Origin of the sequence: Falsiroseomonas tokyonensis, from assembly GCF_019024325.1 — a bacterium.
Lineage (GTDB): Bacteria > Pseudomonadota > Alphaproteobacteria > Acetobacterales > Acetobacteraceae > Falsiroseomonas > Falsiroseomonas tokyonensis.
On sequence record NZ_JAFNJS010000006.1, the window covers coordinates 322762 to 338481 of the forward strand.

The window sequence follows — 15720 nt, forward strand, 5'->3', positions numbered from 1 at the left end:
CTTTCCCGCCTCCGATACCGGGGAACCGATGAAGGGAGCGACAATGCCAGCCAATGACCCCCGCTGGGACCCGGAAATGCTCGCCTTCCAAAGCTTGATGGAGGCCGAGGGCGCCAAGCTGCCACCCATCACCCTGACCCTGCCGCTGGATGCGGCGCGGGCGCAGACCGAAGCGCTAAACATCCCGCTCACGGAAGGCGGGCCGGTGATGGCCGAAAGCAGCGACCGCTGGCTGCCGGTGCGCGGGCGGCGCATCCAGTGCCGGCTGCACCAGCCGTCCTCCGGCACGCTGCCGGTGCTGGTCTATATCCATGGCGGCGGCTGGGTCTGGAACAGCATCGATACGCATGACCGGCTGATGCGGGACTATGCCGCCGGCGCCGGCTGCTCCGTGCTGGGGCCGGACTACGCGCTGAGCCCGGAGGCGCCCTTCCCCCAGGCGCTGGAGGAATGTGCGGCGGTGGTGCGCTGGGTGGCGGCGCGGGGCGCGGAATGGGGGCTGGATCCGGCGCGCATCGTGTTGGGCGGGGACAGTGCCGGGGCCAATCTGGCGATGGGCGTGGCGCTGCTTCTGCGGCAGACCGATCCCGCCCTGACGCTGCGCGGATTATTGTTGAATTACGGGGTCTTCGAGGCCGACTTTACCACGCCGTCCTATGGGGAATTCGCCGATGGCTACTTCCTGACGCGGGAGAAGATGCGCTTCTACTGGGACTGCTACGCCCCCCGCGCGACGGACCGGCTGAACCCCCTGGCCGCCCCGCTCCGCGCCGATCTGCGCGGCCTGCCGCCCTGCCTGCTGCATGTGGCGGAGCTGGATGTGCTGGCGTCCGAGAACCTGGCCATGGGGGATGCGCTGCGGGCGGCGGGGGTGGAGGTGCAGCAGGCGCTGTTCCCCGGCACCGCGCATGGCTTCCTGCGCTCGCTGAACCATGTGGCGGCCGCGCGGCGGGCGGTGGCGGAAGGGGCGGCCTGGCTGAAGCAGGTCGCCGGGTGAGTCGGAAAGCCCTCCCCCGTTTACGGGGGGTTGCGGCGCTGCCGCAACGCCGAAGGCTGGTTGGGTGGGGGGTCGCGACGGATGGGCACGGCCGCAATTATGGCGCAGCCCCCCCACCCCGCCCCTCCCCCCCTGTCGGGGGAGAGGGAGACGCCTACTCGCCCAGGGCGCGCTTGGCGACGCTGGCCAGGAAGCCACTCGCCACCGGCAGGACCTCGTCGTTGAAGTCGTAATGCGGGTTGTGCAATTCGCGGCCGCCCTCGGCCGGGCCATTGCCGATCCAGACGAAGGCGCCCGGCACCTCCTTCAGAAACCAGGAGAAGTCCTCCCCCGTCATCGCCGCCGGCAGGTCACGGCGCACCGGCGCCACGGCCTCCGCCGCGCGGGCGGCCAGGTCGCGTTCGGCCGGGCTGTTCGCCGTGACTTCCACGCCCTGGCGCCAGCCCACCTCGGCGCGCACGGCGCAGGTGGCGGCGATGCCCTCCGCCACCCGGTGCAGGCCTTCCTTGATCGCGGCGCCTGCCGAATCCGCCAGCCAGCGGGCGGTGCCCTTCAGCACCACCTGGGCCGGGATCTGGTTCTGCGCCTCCCCGCCATGCACCATGGTCACGCTGACCACGCCGCCGGCCAGCGGGTCCAGGTTGCGGCCGACGATGCTCTGCAGGGCGACTATGCAATGGCCGGCGGCCACCATCGGGTCGCGCGACAGGTGCGGCAGGGCCGCATGGGCGGCATGGCCCTCGAAGGTGATGTCGAAGCGGGCGCCGGCGGCCATCACCGCCTTGTCATGCACCGCGATGGTGCCGGCCGGCAGTCCGGGCCAATTATGCCATCCGAAGATGCGGTCCATCGGGAAGCGCCGGAACAGGCCCTCCGCGATCATGCTGCGGGCGCCGCCGCCGCCTTCCTCCGCCGGCTGGAAGACCAGATGCACCGTCCCCGTCCAGGACCGATCCTCCAGCAGCAACCGGGCCGCGCCCAGCAGAGCGGTGGTATGGCCGTCATGGCCGCAGGCATGCATCACGCCGGGGACGGTGCTGCGATGGGGCAGCGCCTCGTTCGCCTCCTGGATCGGCAGCGCGTCCATGTCGCCGCGCAGGCCGACGCTGCGATTGCCACCCGCCCGCCGCAGCGTCGCGACCACGCCATGGCCGCCGACGCCTTCCGTGATCTCCGTCACCCCCAGCTCCCGCAACCGCTCCACCACGAAGGCGGCGGTCGTTTTCTCGTGCAGGGTGAGGCCCGGATGGGCATGCAGGTGGCGGCGCCAGGCCGTCAGCGTCTCGGCAAATGCGGTGTCCATCCGGTAAGGGTAGCCGCTTCGGCCCGCCGCCTCCACCCCGCCGGCAGATCCCCCCACCGGACCGCATGATCCGCGGCGCCGATGCAACCCGGAAGCGCCCTTCGCGCTTCCTCACACGGTGAGACAGCTCCTGCGCATCAGAACCCTCCTTCCCGTGCTTCTGCTCGCGGCCACGCCGCTGGCGGCCCAGCCGGGACCGACCACCGGGTCGCCCGCCCTGGATGCATCCACCGATGCCGCCACGCCGGCTTCCCTGCCCTATGCCACGACCATCCCGCCGACGGGGGTGGAGGCGCTGGACGGGCCGCTGCGCGATGCCTCGCGCCTCATTCGCCTTTCGGACGAAGCCCCGGTCGATGCCTATGGCCTGGTCGCCCGGGCGCTGGGAGAGCCGCCGCTGCTCGATGCCGTGCTGCGGGCGGAAGGATATTGGGCCGGCCGGATCGAGGTGCTGATCGCCGGCACCCCCGCCGGTGCCCCGGGCCTCGCCCAGCGCCTGGCGGCCGCACCGCCGTCGCAGCCCGTGCCGGTCGAAGTCCGCGTCACCCCCGGGCCACGCTACAGCCTGCGCCGCATCACGCTGCGACCGGATGGGCCGGCCGCCGTCGCGCCCGTCGCGGCACTTGGCCAGCCGGAAGGCCTCGCACCCGGCGACCCGGCCCGTTCCGGCCCGGTGCTGGATGCCGAATCCGCGCTGCTCGACCGGCTGCGCACCGCCGGCTATCCGCTGGCCGCCGTGGTGGACCGGGAGGTGCTGGTCAATCACGAGGCCCAGGCGATGGACGTCACCTGGCTGCTCGCGCCCGGGCCCCAGGCCCGCTTCGCCCCGCCTCAGATCGCCGGCGAAACGGCCGTCAGCCAGCGCCTGCTGGCGCGCGTCACCAATCGCCTGGCCGGCGAGCCCTACTCCCCGGCAGCGCAGGAGGCGACGCGGCGGCAGCTGCTGGCCCTCGGCGCCTTCGATTCCGTCCGCGCCCGCGCGGGGGACCGGCTGGACGAGGCCGGCCGGCTGCCGGTGACCTTCACGGTCAGCGACCGGCCGCGCAATGCCGCCGGCGCGACGCTGGCCTATGAGACCAATTTCGGCCCCTCCGCCACCGTCTACTACGAACGCCGCAACCTGTTCGGCAATGCCGAGCTGCTGCGGCTGGAGGCCAGCGCGTCCCGCCTCGGCGGGGAAACGGAGGACAACAACTACCGGATCGGCGCCAATCTTCGCCGGCCGGGGCTGTTCGATGGCCGCACCTCCCTGGTGCTGGATGCGGCGATGCTGCGGGAAAGGCTGGATGCCTATGACCGCGACGCGGTCACCGCCTCCGCCCTGCTGGAACGCCCCTTCGGCAATCGCTGGGTGCTGCAATCCGGCCCCACCTTCGAGACCGGGCGGATCGGCCGCGACGGCAACCTCGAGCCCTTCACCCTGGCGGGGCTGGTGATGGGCGCGCGCTACGACAACACCAATGATCCGCTGGATCCCCGCAGCGGCCTGCGCGGCACCATCAACGTCGTGCCCTATGCCGATCTCGCGGAAGGCGGCGGCTTCGTGCGGGCGATCGGCACGCTGCGCAGCTATTTCGACCTGACCGGCTCGGGCGGCACGGTGCTGGCGCTGCGCGGCACGCTCGGCAGCCTGGTGGGCGCGGATCGCGCCGTGCCCTTGGACAAGCGCTTCTATGCGGGCGGCGGCGGGTCCGTGCGCGGCTATGCCTATCAGAGCATCGGGCCGCGCGATTCACAGAACCGGCCGAATGGCGGATCGAGCCTGGTGGAAGGCTCGGTCGAGCTGCGCCAGCGCGTCTCCGGCGCCTTCGGCATGGTCGCCTTCCTCGATGCCGGTTCGGTCGGCCAGGAGGAAACGCCGAGCTTCGAGGAGGTGCGCCTCGGCGCCGGGCTCGGCGTGCGCTACGCGACGGCAATCGGGCCGCTGCGACTGGACGTCGCCATTCCGCTGAACAAGCAGAGCGGCGATGACGGGTATGGTTTGTATGTCGGACTCGGCCAGGCCTTCTGAGGCGCAGCCCCGACCGAAACCCCGCCGCCGGTGGCTGCGCTGGGTGGTGGGCGTGGTGCTGGTGCTGCTGCTGCTGCCGGTCCTGCTGGTCGGCGGCGGGCTGCTCTATGCGAATACCGAGGGCGGGCGGGAACGCCTGGCGAGCCTGGCGGAATCCTTCGTCCCCGGCCTGACGCTGGAAGGTCTGCAGGGCCCCCTGCCCGGCCGCCTGGCCATCCGCCGCATCGCGCTGGCGGATGACCAAGGCATCTGGCTTGAGATCGAGAATGCCGAGCTGGACTGGGACCCGATGGCACTGCTGCAGCGCCGGGCGCACATCACCCTGCTGCAGGCCGATCGCCTGGCGCTGCACCGCCTGCCGCCCGGCGCGCCCGAGGATCCGGATGCCCCGGCCGGGCCGCTGATCCCCAGCCTGCCGCAACTGCCCGTGGCGCTGCAGCTCGACCGCCTGGCGGTGGACCGCATCGAGCTGGCGGAGCCGGTGGCGGGCGTGGCCGCGCTGCTGCGGGCGCAGGGCATGGCGCAGCTGGATGCCGAGGGGCTGGAAACCACGCTCGACATCTCGGCGCCGGAGGGGGCGACCACCCTGGCCGTCCAGGCCGCGCTGCGCCCCGCCACCGGCCGGCTTTCCGCCACCATCCGCCTGCGCGACGTGGCCGGCGGCCTGGTGCCGGGGCTGATCGGCCAGCCGGGGCGGCCGCTGGCGCTGGACCTGACGCTGGACGGCCCGGCCGAGGCCGCGGCGCTGACCCTGGTGGCGCAGGCGGGGCCGAACCTTTCGCTGGATGTCGCCGGCACCATCCGCGCGCCGGACATGGACCATCTGGGCGCGGAGCTGCGCGGCACCGCCAATGCCTCCGCCCTGCTGGAAGGCCCGCTCGCCGCCCTGGCCGGCCCGCTCGACCTGGTGCTGGATGCCGCGCGCGGGCCGGATGGCGCGATCGCGCTGCGACAGCTGCGGCTGGCCGGCGCGGCCGGGCGCATCGCCGCGGAGGGCACCATCGCCGGGGATTTCGCCAGCGCGCAATTGCAGGTCGATGCCGACCTCGCGGGGTCCGAGACCTTCGCGGCGCTGCTGCCGCCGGGGCTGGTCGCCTGGCAGGGGCTGGAGCTGCGCGGGACTGTTTCCGGCCCACTGGCCAGCCCGACCGTGGATGCAAGGCTGGCGGCGCGCGGCTTCGCCTCCAGCCAGCCGCCGGTCGCGGCGCTGCTGGGCAGCACGCCGCAGCTGGCGATCCGGGCGACGCTGCCCGACCGCATCGCGCGCCTCACCCTGGAAGGCGCCGGCCTGCGGGCGGAGGCGAGCGGGCTGGTCGGCCAGGCGCTGGACCTGCGCTTCGCCGCCGAACTGGCCTCGGTCGAGGGCGCGGCCCCGGGCGTGTCCGGCGCGCTGCGGCTGTCCGGCACCGCCATCGGGCCGATGGCCGATCCCACCCTGACCATCGAGGCCGCCTCCGACCGCCTGGAAGTCGCCGGCCAAGTGCTGGAGGCGCTGGCGCTGAATGCGCGCATCGCGACGCCAGCCACCGCGCCCGCGGTGAATGCCCAGGCCAGCGGCCGCTTCCAGGGCCTGCCCCTGGCGCTCGATATCCGCGGCGGGCCCGAAGGGGCTGACAAGCTGCGACTGCAGGCCGCGACCGCCCGGCTCGGCCCGGCGGAGCTGGCGGCGGAAGGCGTGCTGGACCTCGCCACCACCATCTTCGAAGGCACCGCCCGGCTGGCGGTGGAGGACCTGGCGCCACTCTCCCCGCTGGTCGGCCAGCCCCTGGCGGGCAGCCTGCGCCTGAATGCCACGCTGGCGGCGCGGGAAGGCCAGCAATACGCCGACCTGCGGCTGGAGGCGCCGCGCCTGGTCGCCGCCGGCACCGAGATGCGCCGCCTGGCCGCCACGGTGGACGGCACGCTGCAGGCGCTGGGCTTCACCCTCTCGACCCAGGTGGCGACGGCGGAGCTGGAGGTGCGCGGCCGCATGACGGCGCAGCCCGGCGGCGCCCGGCAGATCGACCTCGCCACCTTCCAGGCACGCGCGCCGGAGGAGACGGTGCGGCTGGCGGCGCCGGCGCGGGTGGTGCTGCGGCCGGATGGCGGCATCGACGTGGCGGCGCTGTCGCTGACCAGCGGCCGCGGCGGCACGCTGAACCTGACCGGAAGCTGGTCCGATGCGCGGGCCGATCTGCGCGCTACGCTCGCCATCCCGGACCTGGCGACGCTGGCCCCCCTGCTGCCGGGCATCGCCCCCACCGGGCGCGTGACGGCGGATGCGCGCATCACCGGGCCGGGCACCGCGCCGGAGATCGCGGGCAATCTGCGCGTCAGCAATCTGCGCTCCAGCGCCGCCTGGGCGCGCGGCCTGCCGGCGGTGGAAATCCAGGCCGAAGGCCGGCGCGCCAGCGATGGCGCCATATCGGGCCGCGCCACCGCCAATGCCGGCGCCGCCACCCGCCTGACCGCCACCGCCAACCTGCCGCGCGGGCCGGAGGGGCCGCTGGAGGGCACGCTGGACGGCCAGGCCGATCTCGGCGCGCTGACCGCGCCGCTGCTGGCGGCGGGCGCGGACCGGGTGACCGGGCGGCTGACGCTCGCACTGCGCGCCAGCGGCACCGTGGCGGAGCCGGTGCTGGGCGGCCAGGCGCGCCTGGTCGGCGGGTCCTATCGCAATGCGGAGCTGGGCGTGGCGCTGACCCAGCTTTCCGGCACCATCTCCGCCGAGGGGCCGCGGCTGCGCGTCGACCTCACCGGTGCCACGGCGGGCCAGGGGCGCATCGCGCTGGCCGGCACGCTGGACCCGCTGAGCGCCGGGATGCCGGTGGACCTCACCCTGCGCGCCACCCAGGCGCAACCCGTCTCCTCCGACCTCATCACCGCAACGCTGGATGCGGAGCTGTCGCTGACCGGGCAGCTGGCCAACGGCGCCCGGCTGAGCGGCCCGCTGCGCCTGCGTCGCGCCGATATCCGCGTGCCGGACCGGCTGCCGAGCTCGGTGCGCAGCCTGGGCCCGGTGACGGAGGTGGGGCAGATTCCCGGCCGCAGCACGCCGCCGCCGCGGCCGACGGCGAATGGGCCGCGCAATGCGCCGAGCGCGAATGGCGGCGGCTCCGCGCTGCCGATCGCGCTGGATCTGACGCTGGAAGCGCCGCGCGGCGTCTTCGTGCGCGGGCGCGGACTGGATGCGGAGCTGGGCGGGCAGCTCGCCATCGGCGGCACGATCAGCAATCCGGAGATCTCCGGCGCCCTGTCCCTGGTGCGGGGCGAGTTCCAGATCCTGGCCCGGCGCCTGACCTTCAGCCGCGGCCGCCTGGATTTCACCGGCGGGCTGATCCCGGACCTGGATTTCGAGGCGAGCAGCCAGACCGGCGGCGTGACCGTGCGCGCCACCGTCACCGGCCCGCCGAGCCAGCCGGTGATCACCTTCTCCTCCACGCCGGAATTGCCGCAGGACGAGGTGCTGGCCCGGCTGCTGTTCGACCGGCCGGTCAGCGCGCTGTCGCCCTTCGAGATCGCGCAGATCGCCCAGGCCATCGCCGGCGCCACCGGCCTGGTGGGCGGCGGCGCCTCCGGCGTGCTGGACCGGGTGCGGCAGACGCTGGGGCTGGATCGCCTCGCGGTCGGCGGCGGCGGCGAGACGGCGGCGCGCAGCACGGAGGCGGATGAGCGCGCCGGCCCGACGCTGGAGGCCGGGCGCTATGTCGCGGACGGCGTCTTCGTCGGCGTGCGCCAGGGCACCGAGAGCGGGTCCTCCCGCGTCGGCGTGCGGGTGGACCTGACGCCGCGCATCAAGCTGGAGGCCGAGACCGGCGATCGCGAGGCGGGGGAGCGGGTGGGCCTCAGCATGGAATGGCAGTGGGGGCGCTGAGCCGGGTCAGGCCAGCGCCGGCACACGGCGCAGAAGTGCTGCGTCCAGTTCCGCCCGCCGCTCCCACAGGCTGCGATACCAGTCGAGCCGCGGCGCCACCTGGCGGGCGAGAAGCCGTTCCTCTCGCACCCAGGCGCGGGCGGCCTCCGCGATCGCCAGCGCCCGGGTTGGTTCGGCCAGCAGCGCGCGCAGTTCGTGGCCCAGGCTTTCGGGATCCGGCAGGATCAGCCCGGTCTCGCCATGACGCAGGCTGGCGGCATAGACGGTGGGGCTGGCCAGGCTGCAGAGCCGCAGACCGCCGGCCTCCACCGCCTTCAGGTCGGATTTCATCCGGTTGAAGCGGGTGTCCGCCAGCGGCAGGAAGGCGAGTTCGCAGCCGGCCATCAGGCGGCGGTAGGTGGCGTAGTCGGCGGTGGGCGTGTAGCGCTTATGCGGCGTGTCGAGCGCGGCGAAGCTCTTTTGGTCATGCACCACCTCCACCGCCAGCCGTCCCGCGGCCTCCGCCAGCACCTGGTTCAGCACGGGCAGGAAGGGGGCGATATCGGCCTCGCGGTTCAGCGCGCCGAAGAACAGGGTGAGTCGGGATGGGTCGCGGAAGTTCTGCGGCTCCGGCAATTCGGCCAGGGCATTGGGGAAGACGGCGATCTCGTCATTGAAGGGCGAGAGCAGGTCGCGCAGCGCGGGGGTGGAGGTCTGCACCGCATGCACGCCGCGGAAGGCCAGGTTGTTGTTGCCGGCGATCACCGGCCAATGCGCCGGGTCGTCATCGAATTCCTGCACCAGCAGGGCGCCAGTGGCGCGCAGGCCGCGCAGGTAGTCGAGGCTTTCCGGGCGGTCCAGCAGGCGGCGCTGCAGGATCAGCACGCGCGGCACTTCAGGTTCCAGCTTCGGCAGCTGGGCCTCCGGCCCCGCCGCCGTGCTGACGCCGGGGCGGCTGGCCAGCGCCCGGAAAGGTTCGAGGATGCGCACATCGTTCACCCCGCCCACCGGGCGCAGCGTGCGCGCCACCAGCACCATGAGCCGGGGCGGGCGGCGGGTGGCGCGCCAGACATATTGCAGCGGGGCGGAACGGCGCAGCCAATCCTCCTTCGCCACACCGATCGCCTTCAGCGCCGGGGCCATGGCCTCGGCGAAGGCTTCCGCCCGCTCCGGCTCGAAGATCCGCGGCAGAACATCCAGCGGCTGCAGCCCGGCCTCACGCAGCGCCTCCAGCATGGTCTGGCGGCTGAACCAGCGCAGATGGGTGCGATCGAACAGGCCCTGATCCGTGTAGCGCCAGCGGCCAGCCAGCAGCTGCGCCGCGAAACCCCAGAATTCGACATTGGGCACGCAGACCAGCAGCACGCCGTCTTCCGCCAGCAGCGCCGCGTCGCGCTGCAGCACGGCCCAGGGGTCGCGCAGATGCTCCAGCACATCGCCATAGATCAGGGCGTCCAGGCTGCCGGGCGGGATGGGCGGCGCCGTGGACTCGATGTCGATGCGGTGCACCAGGTCGTAATGCCGCGCGGCCTGCTCGGCCAGCGCAGGGTCCGCCTCCACCGCCTCCAGCCGCGTGGCGGGATTGCGGCGGCGGAAGGTGGCGCCGAGCGCCCCGGCGCCGCAGCCCACATCGAGCACGCGCCGCGCATCCAGGGGGATGCGCGCCAGCAGGTCCGGATTGGCCTGCGCGCCGTAGGCCGCTTGCGTCATGCGCCGGGCACGGCCTCCATCGCCGCATCCAGCGCGGCCAGCACATGGTTCAGGCCGCGCCGCAGCTGGGTGGTGGCGAAGCCCAGCGCCTGGGGCGGGTAGCGATCCAGCTCCGCCGCCACCGCCAGATGGGTGAAGGGCGGCGCCGGCAGGCCGAAATCGCGGCGCCAGCGGGTGCCGCGCGTATAGTCCAGCGGCACGAGGTGGCGCAGCACGGCCAGCCGCGTGGCGGTGGCCACCGCCGGCGGTGGCGAGCCTGCCTCGAAATCCGCGAGCCGCGCGGCCAGCGCCGCCAGCCCGGCCGCGGCGGGCGCCAGGTCGAAGCGATCCCCGGCTGCCCTGGCGTAGCGCGCCAGATGGCCCTGCAGGTCCTCCACCAGCGCGCCGGGGTCCAGCGGCAAGGCGGGCAGCGTGGCCATGCGGAAGACCGCCAGGGCATAGAGCCGGATATCGGTCAGCAGCACGTCGGGGTCCGCCACCTCGATCTGGTCGCGATCGGTGTGCCAGGCGGTATTGCCGCCATTGCCCATGACGAAATACCAGCCGCGCCGCTCCACCTCCGCCTTCGGGATGCGGGAGGAGGCGGAGAAGCAGCCCGAAATGCCGAGGTTGTTGAAGGAGAAGTCGCTGGATTGCGTCGGCCGCTTGCCGCCGGCGACCTTGCCGGTGGCGTCGCGCACCGCATCGGTGACGAAGGCGCGGTTCTCCGCCATCCAGGGGATGGTGGGGTAGTCGGTCGCGTCGCGGCAGCCGGGGCTGTCGCAGTTCAGATGCGCCACGCAATGCTTTGCCAATTCCAGCGCGTGCTGGTCGGCATACCAGGTGCTGCCGGCGAATTTGCCGGTGGAATGGCCGGGCCACCAGCAGATACGGACGCCGCGCTGCAGCTTCGCCCGGTGCTCGTGCAGCGTGCGCGCCACTTCCAGCAGGCAGGCATCGCCGGTGGCATTGTCGCCGACGCCGACATCCCAGGAATCGTAGTGGCCGTGCAGCAGGACGAAGCCGGGCTCCCTGCCCTCGATCCGCACTTCGGGTAGCACCTGGTCGAACCAGCCCTCCTCCACCACCGTGGTCAGCGTGGCGGAGGCACCGCGGGCGGCGGCTTCGATCAGCTTCGCGCCATCGGGGGCGGAGACCGAGCAGCCGGGGATCGGCGTGCGGCCCGGCAGATCGTCCAGGTCCGGCGTGCCCCAGATGGCGCTGCCGCTGCCCCAATGCATGTCGGGGCCGGGATTGATGGCGATGACCCCGGCGGCGCCGAGGGCGGCGAATTGCAGGATGCGCTCGGCCAGGATCATGCCGCGGAACAGCACCAGCTTGCCGGTCACGTCCGGCACGCCGGGGGCGGGGTCGTAGCCTTCGCCGAAGAGCGGCGCGGAGTTCGGCGTCCAGCCCATCGGCGGGCCGACCGGGTTCTCGACGAAGACCAGCGGCGCGGTCAGCCCCTCCGGCGCGGTCGGGGCAAGCTGCGCCGGGCGGGCGCGGAACTGCACGCCCTCCAGCGCCACATGCGCCGTCTTCGGCACGGCGAGATACAGAAGCGGGCGATGCACCGTCACCGGCAGGCCGAGCGCCTTCAGGCGCCGGACGATCTCCTCCCCCGCCGCCGCGGCTTCCTCGGGGTCCTGGCGGCGCATGGTGGAAAAGCGCTGCACCAGGGACCAGGCATCCTCGATGCGGGCGGAGGCCATCAGGGCGGCCTCGTCGGGCGTGGTCATGGCGGTCAATCCAGCGTCACGCCGGTGGCGCGCACCACGGCGCCCCAGCGGTCCATCTCGGACAGCACATAGGCCTGGGTTTCGTCGGGCGGCGTGCCGCCGGGCTCGACACCGATGCTGGCATAGCGGCTGCGCACCGCCTCGCTGGCCAGGGCGCGCTGCAGCTGGGCGTAGAAGGCGCGCACCACCTCATCCGGCACCGCCGCGGGGCCGGCCAGGCCGAACCAGTTGGTGGTGACCACCGTGGGAAAACCCTGCTCGGCCAGCGTCGGGATCTCGGGGAAGGCGGCGCTGCGGGTGGCGGTGGAGACGGCCAGCGCGCGCACCGCGCCGCTGCGGATATGCACCGCGGCCGAGGGCAGGCTGTCCCACATGCCCTCGATGCGCCCGCCGATCACATCCGCCGTCGCCGCCTGGGCGCCACGATAGGGCACATGGGCGATATCGACGCCGGCTGCGGCCTTCAGCAGCTCCCCGGTCAGGTGGTGCAAAGTGCCATTGCCGCCGGAGCCGAAGTTCATCGCGCCGGGGCGGGCCTTGGCGGCCGCGATATAGCCGGCGAGATCGGCGAAGGGCTGGTCCTTGCTCACGATCAGCACCAGCGGCAGCGTGCCGATGATGGTGATGTTCCGGAAGTCGCGGCGCGTGTCGTAGGGCAGGTCGCGGCGCAGCGAGGGGAAGATCGCCTGCGGGCCGACATTGGTGGTCATCCAGGTATAGCCATCCGGCGCCGACTTGGCGACGAAGTCGGAGGCGACGACCCCGCCGGCGCCGGCGCGATTCTCCACCGGGAAGGGCTGGCCGGTCTGGTCCTGCAGCGCCTGGGCCAAAGTGCGCGTCAGGATGTCCGAGGCCCCGCCGGGCGGGGCGGAGGAGATCATGCGGACGGGCCGGTTGGGCCAGGCGGCCTGGGCCAGGGCCGGCATGGCGGGCGCCAGGGCGAGGGCGGAAAGCAGGCTGCGGCGGCGCATCGGCGGGGATCCTTGTGCGGAAGGTTGCGATGATGGGACACGCGATGCGCGCCGCCAGCAAGGTGATGCCCCCGCGGCGGAGCCGCGATGCCAAACGACGGCCGCCAGCGGGCCGATGCTTGACGCGCGGCGCCTTGCCACGCAATCCCCCCGGCATGGCCCTTCCCCCCCTGCTGCATCTGCGCGACATCCGGCTCCGCCTCGGCTCCACCCAGCTGCTGGATGGGGCGGAGATCGCCGTCTCGCCGGGGGATCGGCTGGCGCTGGTGGGGCGCAATGGATCGGGCAAGTCCACGCTGCTGAAGATCGCGGCGGGGATCATCGATGCCGATGCGGGCAGCGTCTTCGTCCAACCGGGTGCCACCATCCGCTACCTGCCGCAGGAGCCGGACCTGGCGGGCTTTGCCACCACCGGCGCCTATGTCGCCGCCGGCCTCGGCCCGGGCGATGACCCGCATCGCGCGCGCGTGCTGCTGGAGGGGCTGGGCCTGAGTGGGGAGGAACACCCCGACAACCTCTCGGGCGGCGAGGCACGGCGCGCGGCGCTGGCCCGCGTGCTGGCGCCGGAGCCCGACATCCTGCTGCTGGATGAGCCAACCAATCACCTGGACCTGCCGGCGATCGAATGGCTGGAACAGGAACTCGGCCCGCTGCGCAGCGCGCTGGTGCTGATCAGCCACGACCGGCGCTTCCTGGAGCGGCTGTCGAAATCCATGGTCTGGCTTGACCGCGGCACCACCCGCCGCCTCGACCAGGGTTTTTCCCACTTCGAGGCCTGGCGGGACCAGGTGCTGGAGGAGGAGGAAACCCAGGCGCACAAGCTCGCCCGCAAGATCGTGCGGGAGGAGCATTGGCTGCGCTACGGCGTGACCGCGCGGCGCAAGCGCAATGTGAAGCGCCTGGCCGGGCTGCAGGAGTTGCGCAAGCGGCACCGCGAACGGGTGACGGCGCCGGGCACCGTGCGCATGGCGGCCAGCGAGGGCGATGCCTCCGGCAGCCTGGTGGCGGCGCTGGAAGGCGTGACCAAGGCCTATGGCGAGGCGGCGCCCGTGGTGCGGGACTTCTCCACGCGGATCATGCGCGGCGACCGGGTGGGCATCGTCGGCCCCAATGGCGCGGGCAAGACCACGCTGCTGAACCTGCTGATCGGCAAGCTGGCCCCCGATGCGGGCCAGGTGCGGCTGGGCGCCAGCTTGCAGATGGTGACGCTGGACCAGAACCGCGACAGCCTGGACCCGGGGACCACGCTGCAGGATGCGCTGACCGGCGGGTCCGGCGACCAGGTGCGGATCGGCGGCGAGGTGAAGCACGTCATCGGCTATATGAAGGACTTTCTGTTCCTGCCGGAGCAGGCGCGGACGCCGGTCTCAGCGCTTTCGGGCGGGGAGCGGGGCCGGCTGATGCTGGCGCGCGCCATGGCCACGCCGTCGAACCTGCTGGTGCTGGACGAGCCGACCAACGACCTCGATCTGGAAACGCTGGACCTGCTGCAGGAACTGCTGGCGGATTACGGCGGCACCGTCATCGTCGTCAGCCATGACCGCGATTTTCTGGATCGCGTGGCCACCAATGTGATCGCCAGCGAGGGCCAGGGCCGCTGGCAGGATTATGCGGGCGGCTATTCCGACATGGTGGCGCAGCGCGGGCGCGGCGTGCAGGCGAAGGCACGCGCGGCGGCGGCTGCCGTCGCGGCCGAGCGCGGGGTCGAGGCGCCGCGCGCGGTGGCACGAGCGAAAATGTCGTTCAAGGACAAGCACGCGCTGGAAACGCTGCCGGCGCGCATCGCGCAGCTGGAACGCGAGATCGGCGTCTTGCAGAAGGCGCTGGCCGATCCGGGGCTTTATACCAACGACCCGCCCGGCTTCGCGGCGCGGTCGAACCTGCTGGCGAAGAAGCAGGCGGAACGCGAGGCGGCCGAAGAGGACTGGCTGCGCCTCGAAATGCTGCGGGAGGAGCTTGAGGGATGACCATCGGCGTCGGCGGATCGGATTTCGCCACGGAACTGGCCGCCATCCGCAACCAGCGGGACGTGGTGCCGCCCATCGGGGCGGAGGAGCATGCGCGGCGCGTGGCCCGCGCCCAGGCGCGCATGGCGGAGCTCGGCATTTCGGCGCTGTGGCTGGATGGCACGACGAACCTCGCCTGGATGACCGGCCTGAAGCACGGCCAGTCCGAGCGCCCCGTCGGCGCCGTGCTGCCCGTGCGCGGCCCCCTCACCTATCTCTGCCCGGAATTCGAGGTGGAGAAGCTGAAGACCATGCTGCTGCTGCCGGGCGAGGTCCGCGGCTGGGAGGAGGATGAGGACCCCTACGCCCTCTTCTCCGACATTTTGCGCAGCACCGATGTGCCGGGCGGCACCGTGGCCCTTGATGAGATGGCGCGCGTCTTCGTGGCGGAGGGGCTGCGCGCGGCGCTGCCGAACCACCACTTTGTTGCCAGCGGCGCCGTCACCGGCTTCCTGCGTCAGCGCAAGACGGAGCAGGAGGTGGCGCTGCTGCGCCAGGCCATGGGCATGACGCTGGAGATCCAGGCCGCCGCGGCGCGCTGCATGCGGGAAGGCGTCACCACCACCGAAGTCTCCGCCTTCATCGACGCCGCGCATCGCAAGGCGGGCTTCGACACGGGCAGCATGTTCTCCCTCGTGCTCTTCGGCGAGGCCAGCGCCTATCCGCATGGCGTGCCCTATCCGCAGACGCTGCGGGACGGCGACGTGGTGCTGATCGACACCGGCGCGCCGCTGCATGGCTATGTCTCCGACATCACCCGCAGCTACGTCTTCGGCACGCCGACGCAGCGCCAGCGCGACATCTGGAACCTGGACCACGCGGCGCAGGCCGCTGGCATCGCGGTGGCGAAGCCCGGCATCACCGGCGGCGCGATCGACGATGCGGTGCGTGGCGTGGTCGTTGCCGCCGGCTTCGGCCCCGGCCACAAGACGCCGGGCCTGCCGCATCGCGCGGGGCACGGCATCGGCATGGACGTGCATGAGGGCCCGTATTTCGTGAAGGGCGGCAAGGAAGTGCTGGCCGCCGGCGTCACCGGCAGCATCGAGCCCACCATCGCCATCTACGGCGAATTCGGCATCCGGCTGGAAGACCATATCGTCATCACCGAGACCGGCGCGGCATGGCTGACGCCGCCGGCGAAGTCCGTCGACGATCCCTTTGCACAGGATTGA

Annotated in this window: 9 protein-coding genes; 5 read left to right on the plus strand and 4 right to left on the minus strand. The window is 72.7% G+C overall.

Annotated features, from left to right (window positions below; translation table 11 throughout):
* Nucleotides 1-43 precede the first annotated feature (43 nt).
* Complete coding sequence (locus tag J3S20_RS21050) at nucleotides 44-997, plus strand: alpha/beta hydrolase (protein ID WP_216838493.1); 954 nt, start codon at nucleotides 44-46, stop codon at nucleotides 995-997.
* A gap of 154 nt (nucleotides 998-1151) precedes the next feature.
* Here J3S20_RS21050 and J3S20_RS21055 read toward each other — a convergent pair whose 3' ends face one another.
* Nucleotides 1152-2300, minus strand: coding sequence for an amidohydrolase (locus J3S20_RS21055; protein ID WP_216838494.1), 1149 nt, complete (start codon nucleotides 2298-2300; stop codon nucleotides 1152-1154).
* 154 nt (nucleotides 2301-2454) lie between these two features.
* Here J3S20_RS21055 and J3S20_RS21060 point away from each other — a divergent pair, with 154 nt between their 5' ends.
* Nucleotides 2455-4311 carry an autotransporter assembly complex protein TamA gene (locus J3S20_RS21060; protein WP_216838495.1) on the plus strand — a complete coding sequence of 619 codons (1857 nt, stop codon included), beginning with the start codon at nucleotides 2455-2457 and terminating at the stop codon, nucleotides 4309-4311.
* 46 nt (nucleotides 4312-4357) lie between these two features.
* Nucleotides 4358-8164, plus strand: a complete 3807-nt coding sequence (locus J3S20_RS31150) for a translocation/assembly module TamB domain-containing protein (protein WP_216838496.1) — start codon at nucleotides 4358-4360, stop codon at nucleotides 8162-8164.
* A gap of 6 nt (nucleotides 8165-8170) precedes the next feature.
* Here the strand turns inward: J3S20_RS31150 and J3S20_RS21070 are convergent, their stop codons facing one another.
* The 3 genes from J3S20_RS21070 to J3S20_RS21080 are packed head-to-tail and all read right to left on the minus strand — an operon-like array spanning nucleotide 8171 to nucleotide 12542.
* Nucleotides 8171-9853, minus strand: coding sequence for a class I SAM-dependent methyltransferase (locus J3S20_RS21070; protein WP_216838497.1), 1683 nt, complete (start codon nucleotides 9851-9853; stop codon nucleotides 8171-8173).
* Entirely contained in the window at nucleotides 9850-11571 is a 1722-nt protein-coding gene (locus tag J3S20_RS21075) for a M28 family peptidase (RefSeq protein WP_216838498.1), read from the minus strand. Before J3S20_RS21075 ends, J3S20_RS21070 begins: the two co-directional genes overlap by 4 nt.
* A 5-nt stretch (nucleotides 11572-11576) precedes the next feature.
* Nucleotides 11577-12542 carry a Bug family tripartite tricarboxylate transporter substrate binding protein gene (locus tag J3S20_RS21080; protein WP_216838499.1) on the minus strand — a complete coding sequence of 322 codons (966 nt, stop codon included), beginning with the start codon at nucleotides 12540-12542 and terminating at the stop codon, nucleotides 11577-11579.
* 155 nt (nucleotides 12543-12697) lie between these two features.
* Between J3S20_RS21080 and J3S20_RS21085 the strand changes: the two genes are divergently transcribed.
* A complete protein-coding gene (locus J3S20_RS21085; RefSeq protein ID WP_216838500.1) occupies nucleotides 12698-14509 on the plus strand; it encodes an ABC-F family ATP-binding cassette domain-containing protein in 1812 nt (603 codons plus the stop codon).
* Complete coding sequence (locus J3S20_RS21090; RefSeq protein WP_216838501.1) at nucleotides 14506-15720, plus strand: M24 family metallopeptidase; 1215 nt, start codon at nucleotides 14506-14508, stop codon at nucleotides 15718-15720. Before J3S20_RS21085 ends, J3S20_RS21090 begins: the two co-directional genes overlap by 4 nt.

Coding starts and splice junctions, on each gene's coding strand:
- J3S20_RS21070 (WP_216838497.1), bottom strand. CDS start 9,853: ATGACGCAAGCGGCCTACGGCGCGCAGGCCAATCCGGACCTGCTGGCG.
- J3S20_RS21075 (WP_216838498.1), bottom strand. CDS start 11,571: ATGACCACGCCCGACGAGGCCGCCCTGATGGCCTCCGCCCGCATCGAG.
- J3S20_RS21085 (WP_216838500.1), top strand. CDS start 12,698: ATGGCCCTTCCCCCCCTGCTGCATCTGCGCGACATCCGGCTCCGCCTC.
- J3S20_RS21055 (WP_216838494.1), bottom strand. CDS start 2,300: ATGGACACCGCATTTGCCGAGACGCTGACGGCCTGGCGCCGCCACCTG.
- J3S20_RS21050 (WP_216838493.1), top strand. CDS start 44: ATGCCAGCCAATGACCCCCGCTGGGACCCGGAAATGCTCGCCTTCCAA.
- J3S20_RS21090 (WP_216838501.1), top strand. CDS start 14,506: ATGACCATCGGCGTCGGCGGATCGGATTTCGCCACGGAACTGGCCGCC.
- J3S20_RS21080 (WP_216838499.1), bottom strand. CDS start 12,542: ATGCGCCGCCGCAGCCTGCTTTCCGCCCTCGCCCTGGCGCCCGCCATG.